The 13,154-nt window shown below is 59.9% G+C and carries 13 protein-coding genes; 9 read left to right on the top strand and 4 right to left on the bottom strand.

Going from position 1 to position 13,154, the window contains the following annotated elements; all coding sequences use genetic code 11:
* The first annotated feature begins 51 nt into the window (after window positions 1–51).
* The 6 genes from GT571_RS03145 (at window position 52) to GT571_RS03120 (ending at window position 6,616) form a co-directional block, all read left to right on the top strand.
* The gene (locus GT571_RS03145) at window positions 52–1,239 is read left to right on the top strand and encodes an aldo/keto reductase (RefSeq protein ID WP_161155420.1); all 1,188 of its coding nucleotides are present in this window, start codon (window positions 52–54) and stop codon (window positions 1,237–1,239) included.
* 93 nt (window positions 1,240–1,332) lie between these two features.
* Window positions 1,333–2,352: a Gfo/Idh/MocA family protein gene (locus tag GT571_RS03140; protein ID WP_338400633.1), complete on the top strand. Its 1,020-nt coding sequence runs from the start codon at window positions 1,333–1,335 to the stop codon at window positions 2,350–2,352.
* A 144-nt stretch (window positions 2,353–2,496) separates the two neighbouring features.
* Window positions 2,497–3,363, top strand: a complete 867-nt coding sequence (locus GT571_RS03135; protein WP_161155418.1) for a deoxyribonuclease IV — start codon at window positions 2,497–2,499, stop codon at window positions 3,361–3,363.
* A 147-nt stretch (window positions 3,364–3,510) separates the two neighbouring features.
* A complete protein-coding gene (locus GT571_RS03130) occupies window positions 3,511–4,371 on the top strand; it encodes an ABC transporter substrate-binding protein (protein ID WP_035138867.1) in 861 nt (286 codons plus the stop codon).
* Between the two features lie 118 nt (window positions 4,372–4,489).
* Window positions 4,490–5,851 (top strand): ABC transporter permease subunit, encoded by a 1,362-nt coding sequence (locus tag GT571_RS03125; protein WP_240136027.1) that lies wholly within the window; start codon window positions 4,490–4,492, stop codon window positions 5,849–5,851.
* A 12-nt stretch (window positions 5,852–5,863) separates the two neighbouring features.
* The gene (locus GT571_RS03120) at window positions 5,864–6,616 is read left to right on the top strand and encodes an amino acid ABC transporter ATP-binding protein (protein WP_055286888.1); all 753 of its coding nucleotides are present in this window, start codon (window positions 5,864–5,866) and stop codon (window positions 6,614–6,616) included.
* A 115-nt stretch (window positions 6,617–6,731) separates the two neighbouring features.
* Here GT571_RS03120 and GT571_RS03115 read toward each other — a convergent pair whose 3' ends face one another.
* The gene (locus GT571_RS03115; protein WP_118384891.1) at window positions 6,732–7,151 is read right to left on the bottom strand and encodes a flavodoxin; all 420 of its coding nucleotides are present in this window, start codon (window positions 7,149–7,151) and stop codon (window positions 6,732–6,734) included.
* Between the two features lie 46 nt (window positions 7,152–7,197).
* Window positions 7,198–7,902, bottom strand: a complete 705-nt coding sequence (locus GT571_RS03110) for a DUF3793 family protein (RefSeq protein WP_089573006.1) — start codon at window positions 7,900–7,902, stop codon at window positions 7,198–7,200.
* A 174-nt stretch (window positions 7,903–8,076) separates the two neighbouring features.
* On the opposite strand from GT571_RS03110, the gene GT571_RS03105 reads away from it, so the two are divergent.
* A complete protein-coding gene (locus GT571_RS03105) occupies window positions 8,077–8,460 on the top strand; it encodes a heavy-metal-associated domain-containing protein (RefSeq protein WP_161155416.1) in 384 nt (127 codons plus the stop codon).
* A 26-nt stretch (window positions 8,461–8,486) separates the two neighbouring features.
* Here GT571_RS03105 and GT571_RS03100 read toward each other — a convergent pair whose 3' ends face one another.
* Both GT571_RS03100 and GT571_RS03095 read right to left on the bottom strand, forming a co-directional pair.
* Entirely contained in the window at window positions 8,487–8,912 is a 426-nt protein-coding gene (locus tag GT571_RS03100) for a hypothetical protein (RefSeq protein WP_338400632.1), read from the bottom strand.
* The gene (locus GT571_RS03095) at window positions 8,905–10,410 is read right to left on the bottom strand and encodes a Y-family DNA polymerase (RefSeq protein WP_161155414.1); all 1,506 of its coding nucleotides are present in this window, start codon (window positions 10,408–10,410) and stop codon (window positions 8,905–8,907) included. The genes GT571_RS03100 and GT571_RS03095 overlap by 8 nt, the downstream gene beginning before the upstream one ends.
* Before the next feature lie 223 nt (window positions 10,411–10,633).
* On the opposite strand from GT571_RS03095, the gene GT571_RS03090 reads away from it, so the two are divergent.
* Window positions 10,634–11,158 (top strand): iron-containing alcohol dehydrogenase, encoded by a 525-nt coding sequence (locus GT571_RS03090; RefSeq protein ID WP_161155412.1) that lies wholly within the window; start codon window positions 10,634–10,636, stop codon window positions 11,156–11,158.
* A gap of 199 nt (window positions 11,159–11,357) precedes the next feature.
* The gene (gene pgi / locus GT571_RS03085) at window positions 11,358–13,052 is read left to right on the top strand and encodes a glucose-6-phosphate isomerase (protein WP_161155410.1); all 1,695 of its coding nucleotides are present in this window, start codon (window positions 11,358–11,360) and stop codon (window positions 13,050–13,052) included.
* Window positions 13,053–13,154: the final 102 nt, after the last annotated feature.

Here is a 13,154-nt window from a genome sequence, read left to right as displayed (position 1 = left end):
GTGACCATTGTGTTTCGTCTTGCCGGGGCGCTGATGGCGAAAGGAGGGGCCGTGCAATACCGCGTTGACCCCAAAAGTGGTAACCGAATATCTGCTCTGGGTCTGGGCTGCATGAGATTTCCCGGTGCGCCGGGACACCCCGATGCGAAGACGGCCGATGCCATCATTTCCCGTGCGGTGGAACAGGGGATTAATTATCTGGATACTGCGTATCTTTATCCCGGTAACGAGGTGTGCGTGGGCGCCTCACTTGAGCGCTTGGGGCTGCGTGACCGGGTGTTGCTGGCGACTAAGTTGCCGCACACTTCGTGCAAGTGCGCGGATGATTTCGACCGGTTCTTCGATGAGCAACTGCGCCACCTGCGGACCGACCATATCGACTATTACCTCATGCACAACATCACCTCGCCCGCTCAGTGGGAGCGCGTGGTGGCGTTGGGCATCGAGGACTGGATTGCGCACCAAAAGGCTGCGGGGCGTATTCGCCAGATAGGTTTTTCGTATCACGGCAGTGCGGCGGACTTCCTCACGATGCTTGACGCGTATGACTGGGATTTTTGCCAGATCCAGTACAACTACGCTGGAGAGCGCTACCAAGCGGGGACGGCGGGACTCATGGCGGCTGCGGAGCGCGGGCTCGCGGTGTTTGTGATGGAGCCGCTGCTGGGCGGGCGTTTAGCGGGCAAGCTGCCGCCGCGGGCCCGCGCTGTGCTCGATGATGTACGCGATCCGTACCTGAAGTCGCCGGCTGCTTGGGGCCTTTCGTGGGTGTGGAACCATCCTCAAGTGACGATGCTGCTTTCGGGCATGACCGATACCGCGCAGGTGGACGAGAACGTGGCATTGGCGGATCGCGCACTGCCGAATTCGATGACGACAGAGCAGCTCGATACCATCGCACGCGTGCTGGGAGAGTTTGAGAAATCGAATCGCGTGCCCTGTACGGGCTGCGGCTACTGCATGCCGTGTCCCAAAGGCATCAATATCCCTGGGTGTTTCGCCGCCTACAACGCAAGCTATGCGCACAGCTGGTTTACGGGCTTGTCGCAGTATTTTACGGCGAGCGCGGTGCGGACGAGTGAGCCCAAGTTGGTGAGCAATTGCGTCAAATGCGGCAAATGCGCACGTCACTGCCCGCAGCACATCGATATTCCTGAGCGTCTCGACGATGTGCGCCGACGTTTCCAGCCTGGCCCCGTAACGGCCGCGCTTAAAGCCTTTTGCAAAACGCGTTCCTGATGCCCCTTTTATAAGTTGCGGTGGAATAGTTCCTGTTTGCGGCAGAATGGGGCTTAAACAGGAACTATTTCACCGCAACTGAAGGGGGCTGTCGTGGGCCATCGGGATTCATATGATGATTTGCGCGAGGTTCGTTGGGGCGTTTTGGGCGCTGGGCACATTTCGCACCGATTTGCATCGTCGCTCAAGGAGGTGGACGGGGCACGGCTTGTGGCTGCCGCCGGTCGCACCCCTTCGCATGTTGAGGGGTTTTGCAGGGCGTTTTCGATTGATGCCGCGCACAGTTATGCCACGGCTGACGGTAGCGGCGATGCGGCTTATGACGCGCTGATTGCCGACCCCGATGTCGACGCAATCTACTTGGCTCTTCCGCATGGCATGCATACGCGTTGGGCCTGTCGCGCGCTGCGCGCCGGAAAGGCCGTGCTGTGCGAAAAGCCGGCCGTTTTGAGTGAGGAAGAGGCTCTCTCGATTTCCTCCGCCTCTCGCGAGCACGGCGTGCTGTTTATGGAGGCGATGAAGAATCGGTTTTGCCCGATGCGCACTCGCGTGAAGGGTTTGCTTGCGTCGGGCGAGCTCGGCTGTATCGTCTCGATCGAAAGCGTGCAAAAACTCGATTATGGTGAGCCCCCTTCGAGTTATCTGCTCGATCCGTTGCAGGGTGGCTGTCTATATGACATGGGCTGCTATGCGGTCGGGTGGTTTGAGGATCTGCTTGCGGGTGCGTGCGATGTTTCGTCTCGTGAAGTTCGCTGGCGTGACGTATCGGGCGGCCGCGTGGATTGGGCCGATGAGATCCATATGAGTGTCGGCGGTATACCCATTCATATGGTGTACGACGGCAAAGCAGCATATGAAAGCCGCTTAACGATTGCCTGCGAGCGGGGCTCGTTGGAAATCGAGCGCCTCCATCGCCCCGAGCTCGCCCATGTGAAGTACTCCGACGGTCGAGTGCTCGAAATCGACGCCCCATTTGAGGTCGATGATTTTTACGGCGAAGCTTCGCATGCGACCCAGCTCATCCGGGCGGGGAAACTCGAGAGTCCCGTCATGCCCCTTACCGCCACACAGCGCTGCGCGCAGATCATCGATGCGATTCGCTTGACGCTCTAGGCTGCGGTGCTGGTGCTCAAGAAGGCTCGGCGGACCGTGCCCCCGATGTCCCTTTTATATCTTGCGGTGGAATACGGTCTGTTTGCGCCAAAATAAGGCACCAATAGACCGTATTTCACCGCAACTGATGAGGGGGAGTTGGAGATGCTGACGATCGGGTGTCATCTTTCGACGACGAAGGGCTATCGGGCGATGGGGGAGACGGCGTTGTCCATTGGCGCCAATACCTTTGCGTTCTTTACGCGCAACCCGCGCGGTGGCAAGGCAAAAGACCTTGACATGGATGACGTGGCGGCCCTGTGCGAGCTTATGGAGCAAAACGACTTTGGCCCGCTCGTGGCTCATGCCCCGTATACCTATAACCCCTGCTCCGCTAAGGAGCGGGCGCGCGAGTTTGCCCTGGAGGCCATGGCCGAGGACCTGCGGCGCATGGAGGCGCTGCCCGGCAACTACTACAACTTCCATCCCGGTGCGCATGTGGGGCAGGGCTCCGACGCCGGCATTCAGATGATCGTCAACACCCTGTGCCAGGTGATGTTTGAGGGCCAGCAGACGACGGTGCTGCTCGAGACCATGGCCGGCAAGGGCACCGAGGTGGGCCGCAGCTTTGAGGAGCTGGCGCTCATCATCGGGGGCGTTGCCGACAAGCGCCCCGAGCTGTCGGCCAAGTTGGGCGTGTGCCTAGACACCTGCCATGTGAATGACGCCGGCTATGACATCGTCCGCGATCTTGACGGTGTGCTTGACGAGTTCGATCGTGTGGTGGGTATCGAGCGCCTGCGCGCCGTGCACATCAATGACTCCAAGAATCCCTGCGGCGCCCATAAGGATCGCCACGAGTGCATCGGCAAGGGCTACCTGGGTAGTGAAGAGTTTGGCGGCGGTATGCAGGTTATACAGAATATCGTATCGAATGGCCGCTTGCGCGCATTGCCATTCATCTTGGAGACACCGAACGAACTTGCAGGTTATGCGGCTGAAATCAAACTGTTAAGGTCGTTGCAGCAGTAAAGGCTGCCATAAAGTGGAGTGCTCCATTCACGTTATGGGTTTGTTTCAATCAGTTTTCTAATTGCAGATTCTTCCAAGCGGGTGCATAATAACCCTCAGTTTTTGCAGACCTCTGAATCACGTGGGGTCATTGGAAGGAGACTGATTATGAAGCTGAAGAAGCTTGGCGCATTTGCCGCCACGGGTGCTATGGCGCTCGCCCTCGCTCTGACGGGCTGCGGCTCGTCCAACGCCACCTCTGGTTCTGATGCCGGTTCCAGCAGCTCTGACGACGCTAAGGTCGAGAAGGTCGACGGCTCCAAGGAGTACGCGCTCGTCAAGGACGGTACGCTGACCGTTGGCACCTCTGCCGAGTACGCTCCGTTTGAGTACAAGGATGACAACGGCGATTATCAGGGCTTTGACCTTGAGCTCATCAAGGCTATCGGCGACAAGCTGGGCCTGGATGTCGAGTATGTCAACAATGACTTTGACACGCTGGTTCCGGGCGTCGCTTCGGGCGCCAAATATGACGTTTCCATCGCGGCTATCACCGACACGCCCGAGCGTGAGAAGGAAGTCACTTTCTCCGATTCCTACTACATGGACGATCAGGCTATCGTGACCAAGGTCGATAACACCGACATCACGGCCGACAACTACAGCGAGAAGCTCAACAACGCCGATGCTACCATCATCGTCCAGTCTGGCTCGACCGCCGAGTCCTTTGCCCAGGAGAACTTCCCCAAGGCCAAGATTGTCCCCTACAAGGACGCCACCGAGTGCTTCAGCGCTCTGCAGTCCGATAAGGGCGACGCCGTAGTCACCAACCGCTCCGTTGCCAGCCAGCTGACCGCCGAGCAGTTCAACACCTGCCAGACCATTAAGCAGATTAGCACCGGCGAGGAGTACGCCATCGCCATCAACCAGGGCAACACCAAGCTCAAGGACGACATCAACCAGGCCATCAAGGACCTGACCGACGACGGTACCGTTGATGCCCTCATGGCTAAGTACAACATCAAGTAAAATAGCTACTTGATTGCTCGCGGGCCCTTTCCGCTTTGGCGGAGAGGGCCTTTGCGCTTCTCTTGACGGAGAGCATTTCCGTCTCGTTTTGCCGGCAACTTCTACGATAGGAGCCACCTTGTCTCGACTGAACAAAGGGGCCGCGGAGCAGCGTTTTCCACTGCCCGCCTTGCTCCAAAAGCTAGCCTGCGTCATGGCCGTGGCGCTCGCGCTGGTGTGTGTGGGGGCATATGCGCCCACGACCGCCCAAGCGCTTGAGACCGCAAAGATTACCGCCCGACCCAACACCGGTTCGGGCAGCGCTGTGGTCGGCGGTACCGAGACGCGCATTACCTGGGAGGTCCAGGCCGATGCCGATGAGGAGCTGAGCGGTCTTTCGCTGACGTTTGTCGACGGCACGACGTTTGGTACCGATGACACGCGATTGACGATGCTCTCGGGCGAGGACCTCATGGATCGTACGCCCATGAAGCCCACGTGCAAGGCTGACGGCCAGACGCTCAAGATTGATTTTGGCGAGACGGCGCCCGCCGGCGGTTATTTCCGTGTCGAGGTCTACGGCGTGACCTTCCCCGTCGAGGGCGGCGACGAGGCCTTTAGCGGCACCTACACTTTGGCCGATGGTTCGACCAAGAAGATCTCCAAGATTCCGTCGGTGGAGATCAAGGGCGTGACGGCATTCGATAACTTCCTGGCCGACCTTAAGGAGCAGCCGTGGGTCGAGGCATGGAATTCCAATATGTTCCTGCGCCTGTTCCTGAACCCGGTCATTTTGGTCCAGAGCCTGCCGATCGTTTTCAAAGGCTTTCTCATGTCGCTTTCGATCGTACTTGTGGCGTTTCCGCTGGCAATTCCCTTCGGTTTCGCCCTGTCGCTCATGCGCATCTCCAAGTCGCGCATCCTGCGCTGCCTCGCCGGCATCTACGTGAATATCATTCGCGGTACGCCGGCGTTCCTGCAGATCTATATCGCGTTCTTCGGTCTGCCGTTGGCCGGCGTCAAGGTTGATGACTACGTGCTCGGCGTCATCGTCATGGCCATGAACTCGTCTGCCTATCTGTGTGAGATCTTCCGCGCCGGTATTCAGTCGATCCCCAAGGGCCAGAACGAGGCTGCGCGTTCGCTGGGCATGAACGCGTTCCAGACGCTGCTCTATGTCATGATTCCGCAGACGTTCCGTAATGTCCTGCCTACGCTGACCAGTGAATTTATCCTGCTTTACAAGGATACGTCGCTGCTCGCGGCCGTGGGCGTGGTCGAGATCGTCATGAACGCCCGTACCATCGTGGCCACGACGGGTTCCATTACGCCGTATGTGGTTGCCGCGCTGTTCTACCTGGTCATCACCCTGCCGCTTGCTCGCTTGGTGAGCGGTCTTGAGGCGAGGCTTCTGGGGACGGCCGAAACCAAGAAGAAGCGTCCCGCCAAGAGCGCTGGACAGGTCGTCGCGACGCCCGCCGACCACATCGCCGGTCTGTAAGGAGGTCCTATCATGAGCGAAACCAATAACTCGAACGAGGTCGTCGTCAGCATCAAGAACCTCCAGAAGGCCTTCGGCGATAACGTGGTCCTGCGCGACATCGATCTGGATGTGCACAAGGGCGAGGTCGTCGTAGTCCTGGGTCCTTCGGGCTCGGGCAAGTCGACGATGCTTCGCTGCATCAATCGCCTGGAGCATCCCACGAGCGGCTCGATTATCGTTGAGGGCGTGGATGTGTGCGCCAAGGGTGTCGACCTCAACAAAGTGCGTACGCACCTGGGCATGGTCTTTCAGCAGTTCAACCTGTTCCCGCACCTGTCGGTCAAAAAGAACGTCATGCTTGCGCAGCAAAAGGTGCTCAAGCGCAGCAAGGAAGAGGCCGAGAAGATCGCCGTCGAGGAGCTCACCAAGGTCGGTCTGGCCGAGCGCATCGATTTTATGCCGAGTCAGCTTTCGGGCGGTCAGCAGCAGCGCGTGGCCATCGCCCGCGCCCTGTCGATGAATCCACACGTGATGCTCTTTGACGAGGCCACGTCGGCGCTTGACCCCGAGCTTGTCCGCGACGTCCTGGGCGTCATGCGCGATCTGGCACGTGACGGTATGACCATGATCGTGGTGACCCACGAGATGGGCTTTGCCCGCGATGTCGCCGACCGCGTCGTCTTTATGGACGGCGGCGTCATTGTGGAAGAGGGTACGCCGAGCGAGGTCTTCGACCACCCCAAGAGCGAGCGCACCAAGGCGTTCTTGGGCAATATCTCGTAGCTGGTTCATGCGGCTGGCATTACAGAAAACGGGGCTGGACATGAATCCAGTCCCGTTTTTTGTTGGGATGTCGATAATGTAGCGTGAGCCCCTTCTGTCGGGCTCGGTGGTGCTGCTAGGCCAGCTCGGCGCCAAGGGCACGGCATGCCGCCTCGCCCTCATCGTCGGGCGCATCGTAGCAAATGACGGAGTCCACGACGTTGACTCCGGCCTCGTCGGCGTCGGCCTTCCAGTTGTCCATCCACTCGCCCTCGGCCCACGAATAGGAGCCAAAGAGGACGACCTTCTTGTCGCCGAGGGTCTCCTTGACCTCGTCCCACATAGGCTGAAACTCGTCATACTCAAGCTCCTCGGAGCCCATGGCGGGGCAGCCGAAGGCGAAGGCATCATATTCGGCGGCCTTGTCGGCAGAGAAGTCGGCGCAGGGGATGACCTCAGTCTCGGCACCCGCGGACGTGGCGCCTTCGGCGACGAGGTTTGCCATGGCCTCGGTGTTGCCCGTGCCGCTCCAGTAGACGACGGCGATCTTGCTCATGTTGAGTCCTTTCAGTTGTGCGGCAGGTTGCCGCGGCTTCTATGTTCTATCGGGTTGCCTGGGCAAGTTGCGCCAAGCTGCAGCCCTGCTGATAGACAAAGGTGAGGTATTGAGTGCAAGCGCGGTAGGCGTCAAACATCGCAAGCGCTTGCTCGACATTCGTGTAGACCTTCCAAGCTCCAAAGACCTTGTAGTTCTCGCCGCGCTGGACGATAAACTCGTGCACGTCGTCGTAGGGATATCCAAGGAAGTAGCCTATTTCGTGCGGAAACTCGCAGGTGCAGTCGTTGCTGCAGCTAGCTTGCTGGGGTAGTGCGCATCGAGTCTGGCTACAAGCGCATTCCGCGACGTTATTGCTCGCGAGCGTGATGCGTGATGCCAAATGCACAAGGCATGTCGAAAGGTCTCTCGTGTCGTAGCCTTCCGAGGCGAGCGCTGTTTGGGCGCGAGGGTCTGCGAAATAGGTGGCGAGGCTTTTGGCTCGGTACACGTACACGAGTGCTCCGCAGGGCCGCCAGACCAAAACACTCAGGTGGATGCCGAGCGGGTCAAGCTCGCGATTGCACTGGGCGATAACGTTGAGCAGGCGTGCTCGACGTTCTGCGATGGTTTCGGTTGTGGTCGAGCCGTTCCCGTGGGCGTAGGTGCCTGGATAGGTAAAGAGCGATGCCGGCTTGATGCCCGCGAGCGTGGGAGAGCAGTTGCGCACGACCGCTGCCTGAAACGTTGGGATATCTATGGTTCGAGTCACGGCGCTCCTTACGGATCTAAACTGTTAGCCTAGGAAAACTTATACACGAAAGTAAGCCATGGTCAACAAAAAAGTTTGAAGAGGGAAACTAATTGACCGAACAGACATGATTTTGGGTTAAGATGGGGACACCCCATGGGGGTATCTAGATAGTGCTACTTGAAAGGGGAGCGCATGAGTGACTTGCTCAACCCTGCGAATCTCATCGTGCTGGCCGTCATTGCCGTCGGCATGTTTTTTGGACTGCGTCGCATTGCCGCTTCGACACACGGGAAGAGTTGCTGCAGCGATGGTACGAGCGGCAAGAAGGCCAAAAAGGTTGTTGTGGTGGATACCGATGCGTCACACTATCCCTATAGCGATGAGCTGCTCATCGGCGGCATGAGCTGTGACAGCTGCGCTCAGAACGTAGCCAATGCCCTCAATGCGCTGGATGGCGTGTGGGCAACGGTGACGTATGCGGACCACACGGCACGCGTGCGCTCTAAGCAGCCGGTTGATCGTGGTGTCCTCGAGACGGCCGTGAAAGACGCGGGCTACTACGTCATGACGCTGTAAGCGCCGCCCTGGATGCGCTTCCTTGGCTAGGCTCGTCCGCGCAGTTCGATGTCTTGGATGTCGTCGAAGTCGATGGCGATGTCTCGGAGCTTGAGGAGCTTGAAGGCGGGGAGCGCCTCGTCGAGGATGCCGGTGCGGCTGCGATAGCCGTATGTATCGTAATAGTTGACACGAACCAAGTCGCCACGTTTGAGACCCTCGAGTTTTTTAGAGAGCACGAGGGCTTTTTCTTCCGTGAGCTCACGTTTTGGCTCGACGGTGATTTCCTGCTTGCGCACGAGTTCGTAGTATCCCGTGAGGGCGGCAAAGGGCATAAACTGCGCGGCACGGCCGGCACGGACGGCGCCGTTGGCGGTGAGCTTGGGGTCGGCGGCGCGGCGCCTGCCCTCGGGGTCCGCCAGGCGCTCGAAGGCGGTCGGCGGGCGCACGGGCTGTTGTTTGGGTTTAGGCACGGTGTCCTCCAACTTGGTCGTTGCGTTCGCGCGCGGTGGCGCCGGCGGTAAAGCTTAATCCCTTGACGAGCGCGTTCTTGCCGTACTTGCCTTTCACGGCCAGGACGGCGCGCGCCAGGTCGCGCTCGCGCTCATCGGCCTCGATATCGCTGAACAGATCGATGGTGGCAAATTCCTCGGGCATGAGGTTGCCAAATCCCAGGTTGATGCGCTTGACCGGTCGTTTGGGATCGACTGTTTGTGCCCAAAGGTCATCGAAATACCCCATGATCTTCTTAAACGAATTAGTGCGCTCGGGCAGCTTTCGCGAGGCGTTGGAGTGCGCAAAGAGCGCGGCATAGCCACCACGCGGTTTGCCGCCGTGTTCGCCCACAAAGATGCCATCGATTGCCTGCGCTTCGCGCACCAGACGACGCCTTTCGTCATCGCGCTGGACGGGCTTGGGAGCACGGGGCGCGAGCTCGGGGCCGTCGGTCGCTGCGGGCTCGATGCCCGAGGTGCTCGAGCGCAGGTGTCCGCAGCCGTCTATATACTGCGCCGTGCCGCTGGCGTTGAGCCGGCGTATGTCGGCGCGCTCGCTCGCGTAGCCCACAAAGAGCGAGATGCTGTCGCAGACCACGTGCTTATCGACTAGATCCAACACGGCGTTGTCGACCATTTCGCGCAAGACGGTGTAGGCCTGCTCGTAGGCATAGCCCTTCGAGAGCACCTGTCCTGTGGTGGTCGAGGTCGCTTGCGGGCGATAGGCTTGGATATCGGCGATGGTTGTCGGCTCGCGCCCGAAGGCGTGGTCGATGAGATATTCGGCATTGACGCCGAGTTCGTCGTAGAGCAGGTTCTCGTCGAGTGCGGCGACGCCCATCAGGTCGTAGACGCCGTATTTCTCGAGACGGGCCGCCACGCCGGGGCCGATGCCCCAGATGTCGGTGATGGGGCGATGGGGCCAGATCTCCTTGCGAAAGGTCCCGTCGTCGAGTATGCCGATGCGGCTGGGTACGTGCTTGGCGGTAATGTCGAGCGCTACCTTGGCCTGGAATAGGTTGGGGCCGATGCCGACCGTCGCCGTGATGCCGGTGCGCGCCAAGACCTCGTCGCGCAGCGTGCAGGCGAACCCTTCCGCATCGGTGTGATAGAGGTCCAGATAGGGCGTCACGTCGATAAAGCATTCGTCGATGGAGTAGACGTGAATGTCTTGCGGACTCACGTATTCCAGATAGATGCCGTAGATTTTCGCCGACACCTCCATGTAGTGCTGCATGCGCGGTACGGCCTTGATGCAGTCGATGCCGTCGGGAATCTCGAACAGACGGCAGCGGTTGTGTATCCCGAGGTCCTTCATAGCCTGTGTGATGGCGAGGCAGATGGTCGTGCGCCCGCGCGATTCGTCGGCAACGACCAGGCACGTAGTGAGTGGGTCGAGTCCGCGGTCGACGCACTCGACACTGGCGTAAAACGTCTTGAGGTCGATGCAGATGTAGGTGTGCTGCTCGTGCGCCATCCGTGCCTCCCATCAAACACATGTTCTTATCGAATACCTGTTCGATAATACCTACTCGACCGGACACCGTCAAAACCTGCCCCTTTTTGGCAGGTATGGTCGTGCGGTTGCATCGGGTTTTTAACGCAGCTCTAAAGAGCGCGAAACAGCTCGGAAAACCTCGCTTCGTAGCATGAGGCTAACGATTGATACCACCTATACGCACGGAAGGGTTGTGGGGATAATGGTCAACTATGGGTTTGGTATGCCGACGCGCTTGGTTGCGGATGGGGATGTGGCTCGCTGGTGCGGGCGATTGGTCGCTCACTATGGCGGCACCAAGGCGCTGGTCGTGCTGGGAGGCGACAAGCACACGCGTGATGAACTCGTTTCGGCGGCGCTGGGCTCGCTCGATCGCGCCCTGCTCGAGCGCGTGCTTTTCCGCTGCGGTTTGGTCGGGGGCGACGGGGGAGACGATTTGGTCGATGAGGCCGTAGCCCTGGCGACCGATGAGGGCGTGGACTTTGTCCTGGCGATCGGCGATGCCGATACGGCCGGCTTTGCGCGCGAGCTCGCCCGTCGTATGGAGGCGCTCGATGCCGGTGAGGACGGCTTTGTGCCTTATGGATGCATCGTCTCCGAGGGAAAAGTGCCCGCCGTTGTGGGTGCCGGCGAGGTTCCCGTTTTCGCCATCATCGCGCCCGAACTGCTGGAGGGCATTGGGTCTCCTCTGCGTGAGTTGCTCGGCAGCGTGTGCGCAGCGGCCTAATATTTGGCATAAAGGGATAGGTTATTTTTGATTGGTAAAGCGTTTGACCTGCCAAAATAAACCTGCCCCTTTTTGATCGGTTGCCGTTTGGGGGCCGATTGGCAACGCTCGCTGATTATAGTCTTGACCTGCGCTAGAATAGTGGCATCTGAATGTCCGGGCGCATGGAGGCGTGCGCCCGTATGCTGAGGAGGACTCTATGGCAACTGTTGCCGCACCTATCGATGCTACGTCGACTGCCGCTTGGAAGGCGCTCGAGGCCCATCAGGAGAAGCTCGAGGCCGAGGGCATCGACCTCAAGGCCTGGTTCGCTGCCGATGCAGAGCGCGTGAACAAGCTGAGCTTTGACGCCGGTGACCTGCACTTCGACCTGTCCAAGAACCTGGTGACCGATGAGACCGTCAAGCTGCTGTGCGATCTTGCCCGCGAGGTGAAGCTCGAGGAGCGCCGCGACGCCATGTTCTCCGGCGAGCACATCAACACCACCGAGGACCGCGCCGTCCTGCACACCGCGCTGCGCCGCCCGGCAAGCGAGAGGGGCCAGCTCATCGTCGACGGCCAGGACGTCGTCGCCGACGTGCACGAGGTTCTCGACCGCATGTATGCCTTCGCCGAGCGCGTGCGCTCCGGTGAGTGGAAGGGTGTTACCGGCAAAAAGATCGAGCACCTGGTGTCCATCGGCATCGGCGGCTCCGATCTGGGCCCGGTCATGGCCTACGAGGCCCTGCGTCCCTACGCCGACGCCGGTATTGACTGCCGCTACATCTCCAACATCGACCCCAACGACCAGGCCGAGAAGCTCAAGGGTTTGGATCCCGAGACCACGCTCGTGATTATCGTCTCCAAGACCTTTACCACGCTTGAGACCCTCACCAACGCTCGTGAGGTCAAGACCTGGATGCTCGAGCAGCTCAAGGCTCAGGGTGCCATCGACGGCTCCGATGAGCAGAACGCCGAGGCCGTGGCCAAGCACTTTGTCGCCGTTTCCACCGCACTCGAGAAGGTCGAGGCCTTCGGCATCGACCCCGCTAACGCTTTTGGTTTCTGGAACTGGGTCGGTGGCCGCTACTCTGTCGACTCCGCCGTGGGCCTGTCGCTGATCGTCGTGCTCGGCCCCGAGCGCTTCCAGCAGTTCCTCGAGGGCTTCCACGCCATCGACGAGTACTTCTGCAACACGCCGCTCGAGAACAACGCCGTCGCGCTGATGGGCCTGCTCAACGTCTGGTACGTCAACTTCTTCGGTTCCAAGAGCCACGCCGTGCTGCCGTACTGCCAGTACCTGCACCGTTTCCCGGCCTACCTGCAGCAGCTCACCATGGAGTCCAACGGCAAGCACGTCCGCTGGGACGGCAGCGCTGTGACCTCCGATACCGGTGAGATCTTCTGGGGCGAGCCCGGCACCAACGGTCAGCACGCCTTCTACCAGCTGCTGCACCAGGGCACCGTGGTGGTTCCGGCCGACTTTATCGCTTTCGCCAACACCGCCAACCCCGCAACCGACAGCGGTCAGGACGTGCACGAGCTGTTCCTGGGCAACTTCCTGGCCCAGACCAAGGCGCTCGCCTTTGGTAAGACGGCCGATGAGGTGCGCGCCGAGGGCACGCCCGAGCAGATCGTCCCGGCTCGCTGCTTTGAGGGCAACCGTCCGACGACCTCGATCTTTGGCGACACGCTGACCCCGTTCGCACTCGGCGAGCTCATCGCCCTGTACGAGCACATCACGTTTGTCGAGGGCACGGTCTGGGGCATCGACTCCTACGACCAGTGGGGCGTCGAGCTGGGCAAGCAGCTTGCCAAGCAGATCACCCCGGCCTTCCACGACGACGCTGCCAAGGCCGAGCAGGACGCTTCGACCCAGGCGCTCATCGAGTTCTACCGCGCTCACCGCAAGTAGTTTTTACGGCCGAGTTGGCTTATGGCTGAAAGGGGCCCGTATCCGTTGGGATACGGGCCCCTTGCTATTTGGATAGGATGGAATGTATCGGGAGGCGCCTCG

The organism is Collinsella aerofaciens, assembly GCF_009876115.1.
Lineage (GTDB): Bacteria > Actinomycetota > Coriobacteriia > Coriobacteriales > Coriobacteriaceae > Collinsella > Collinsella aerofaciens_N.
This window is presented reverse-complemented; position numbering and strand designations above follow the sequence as displayed.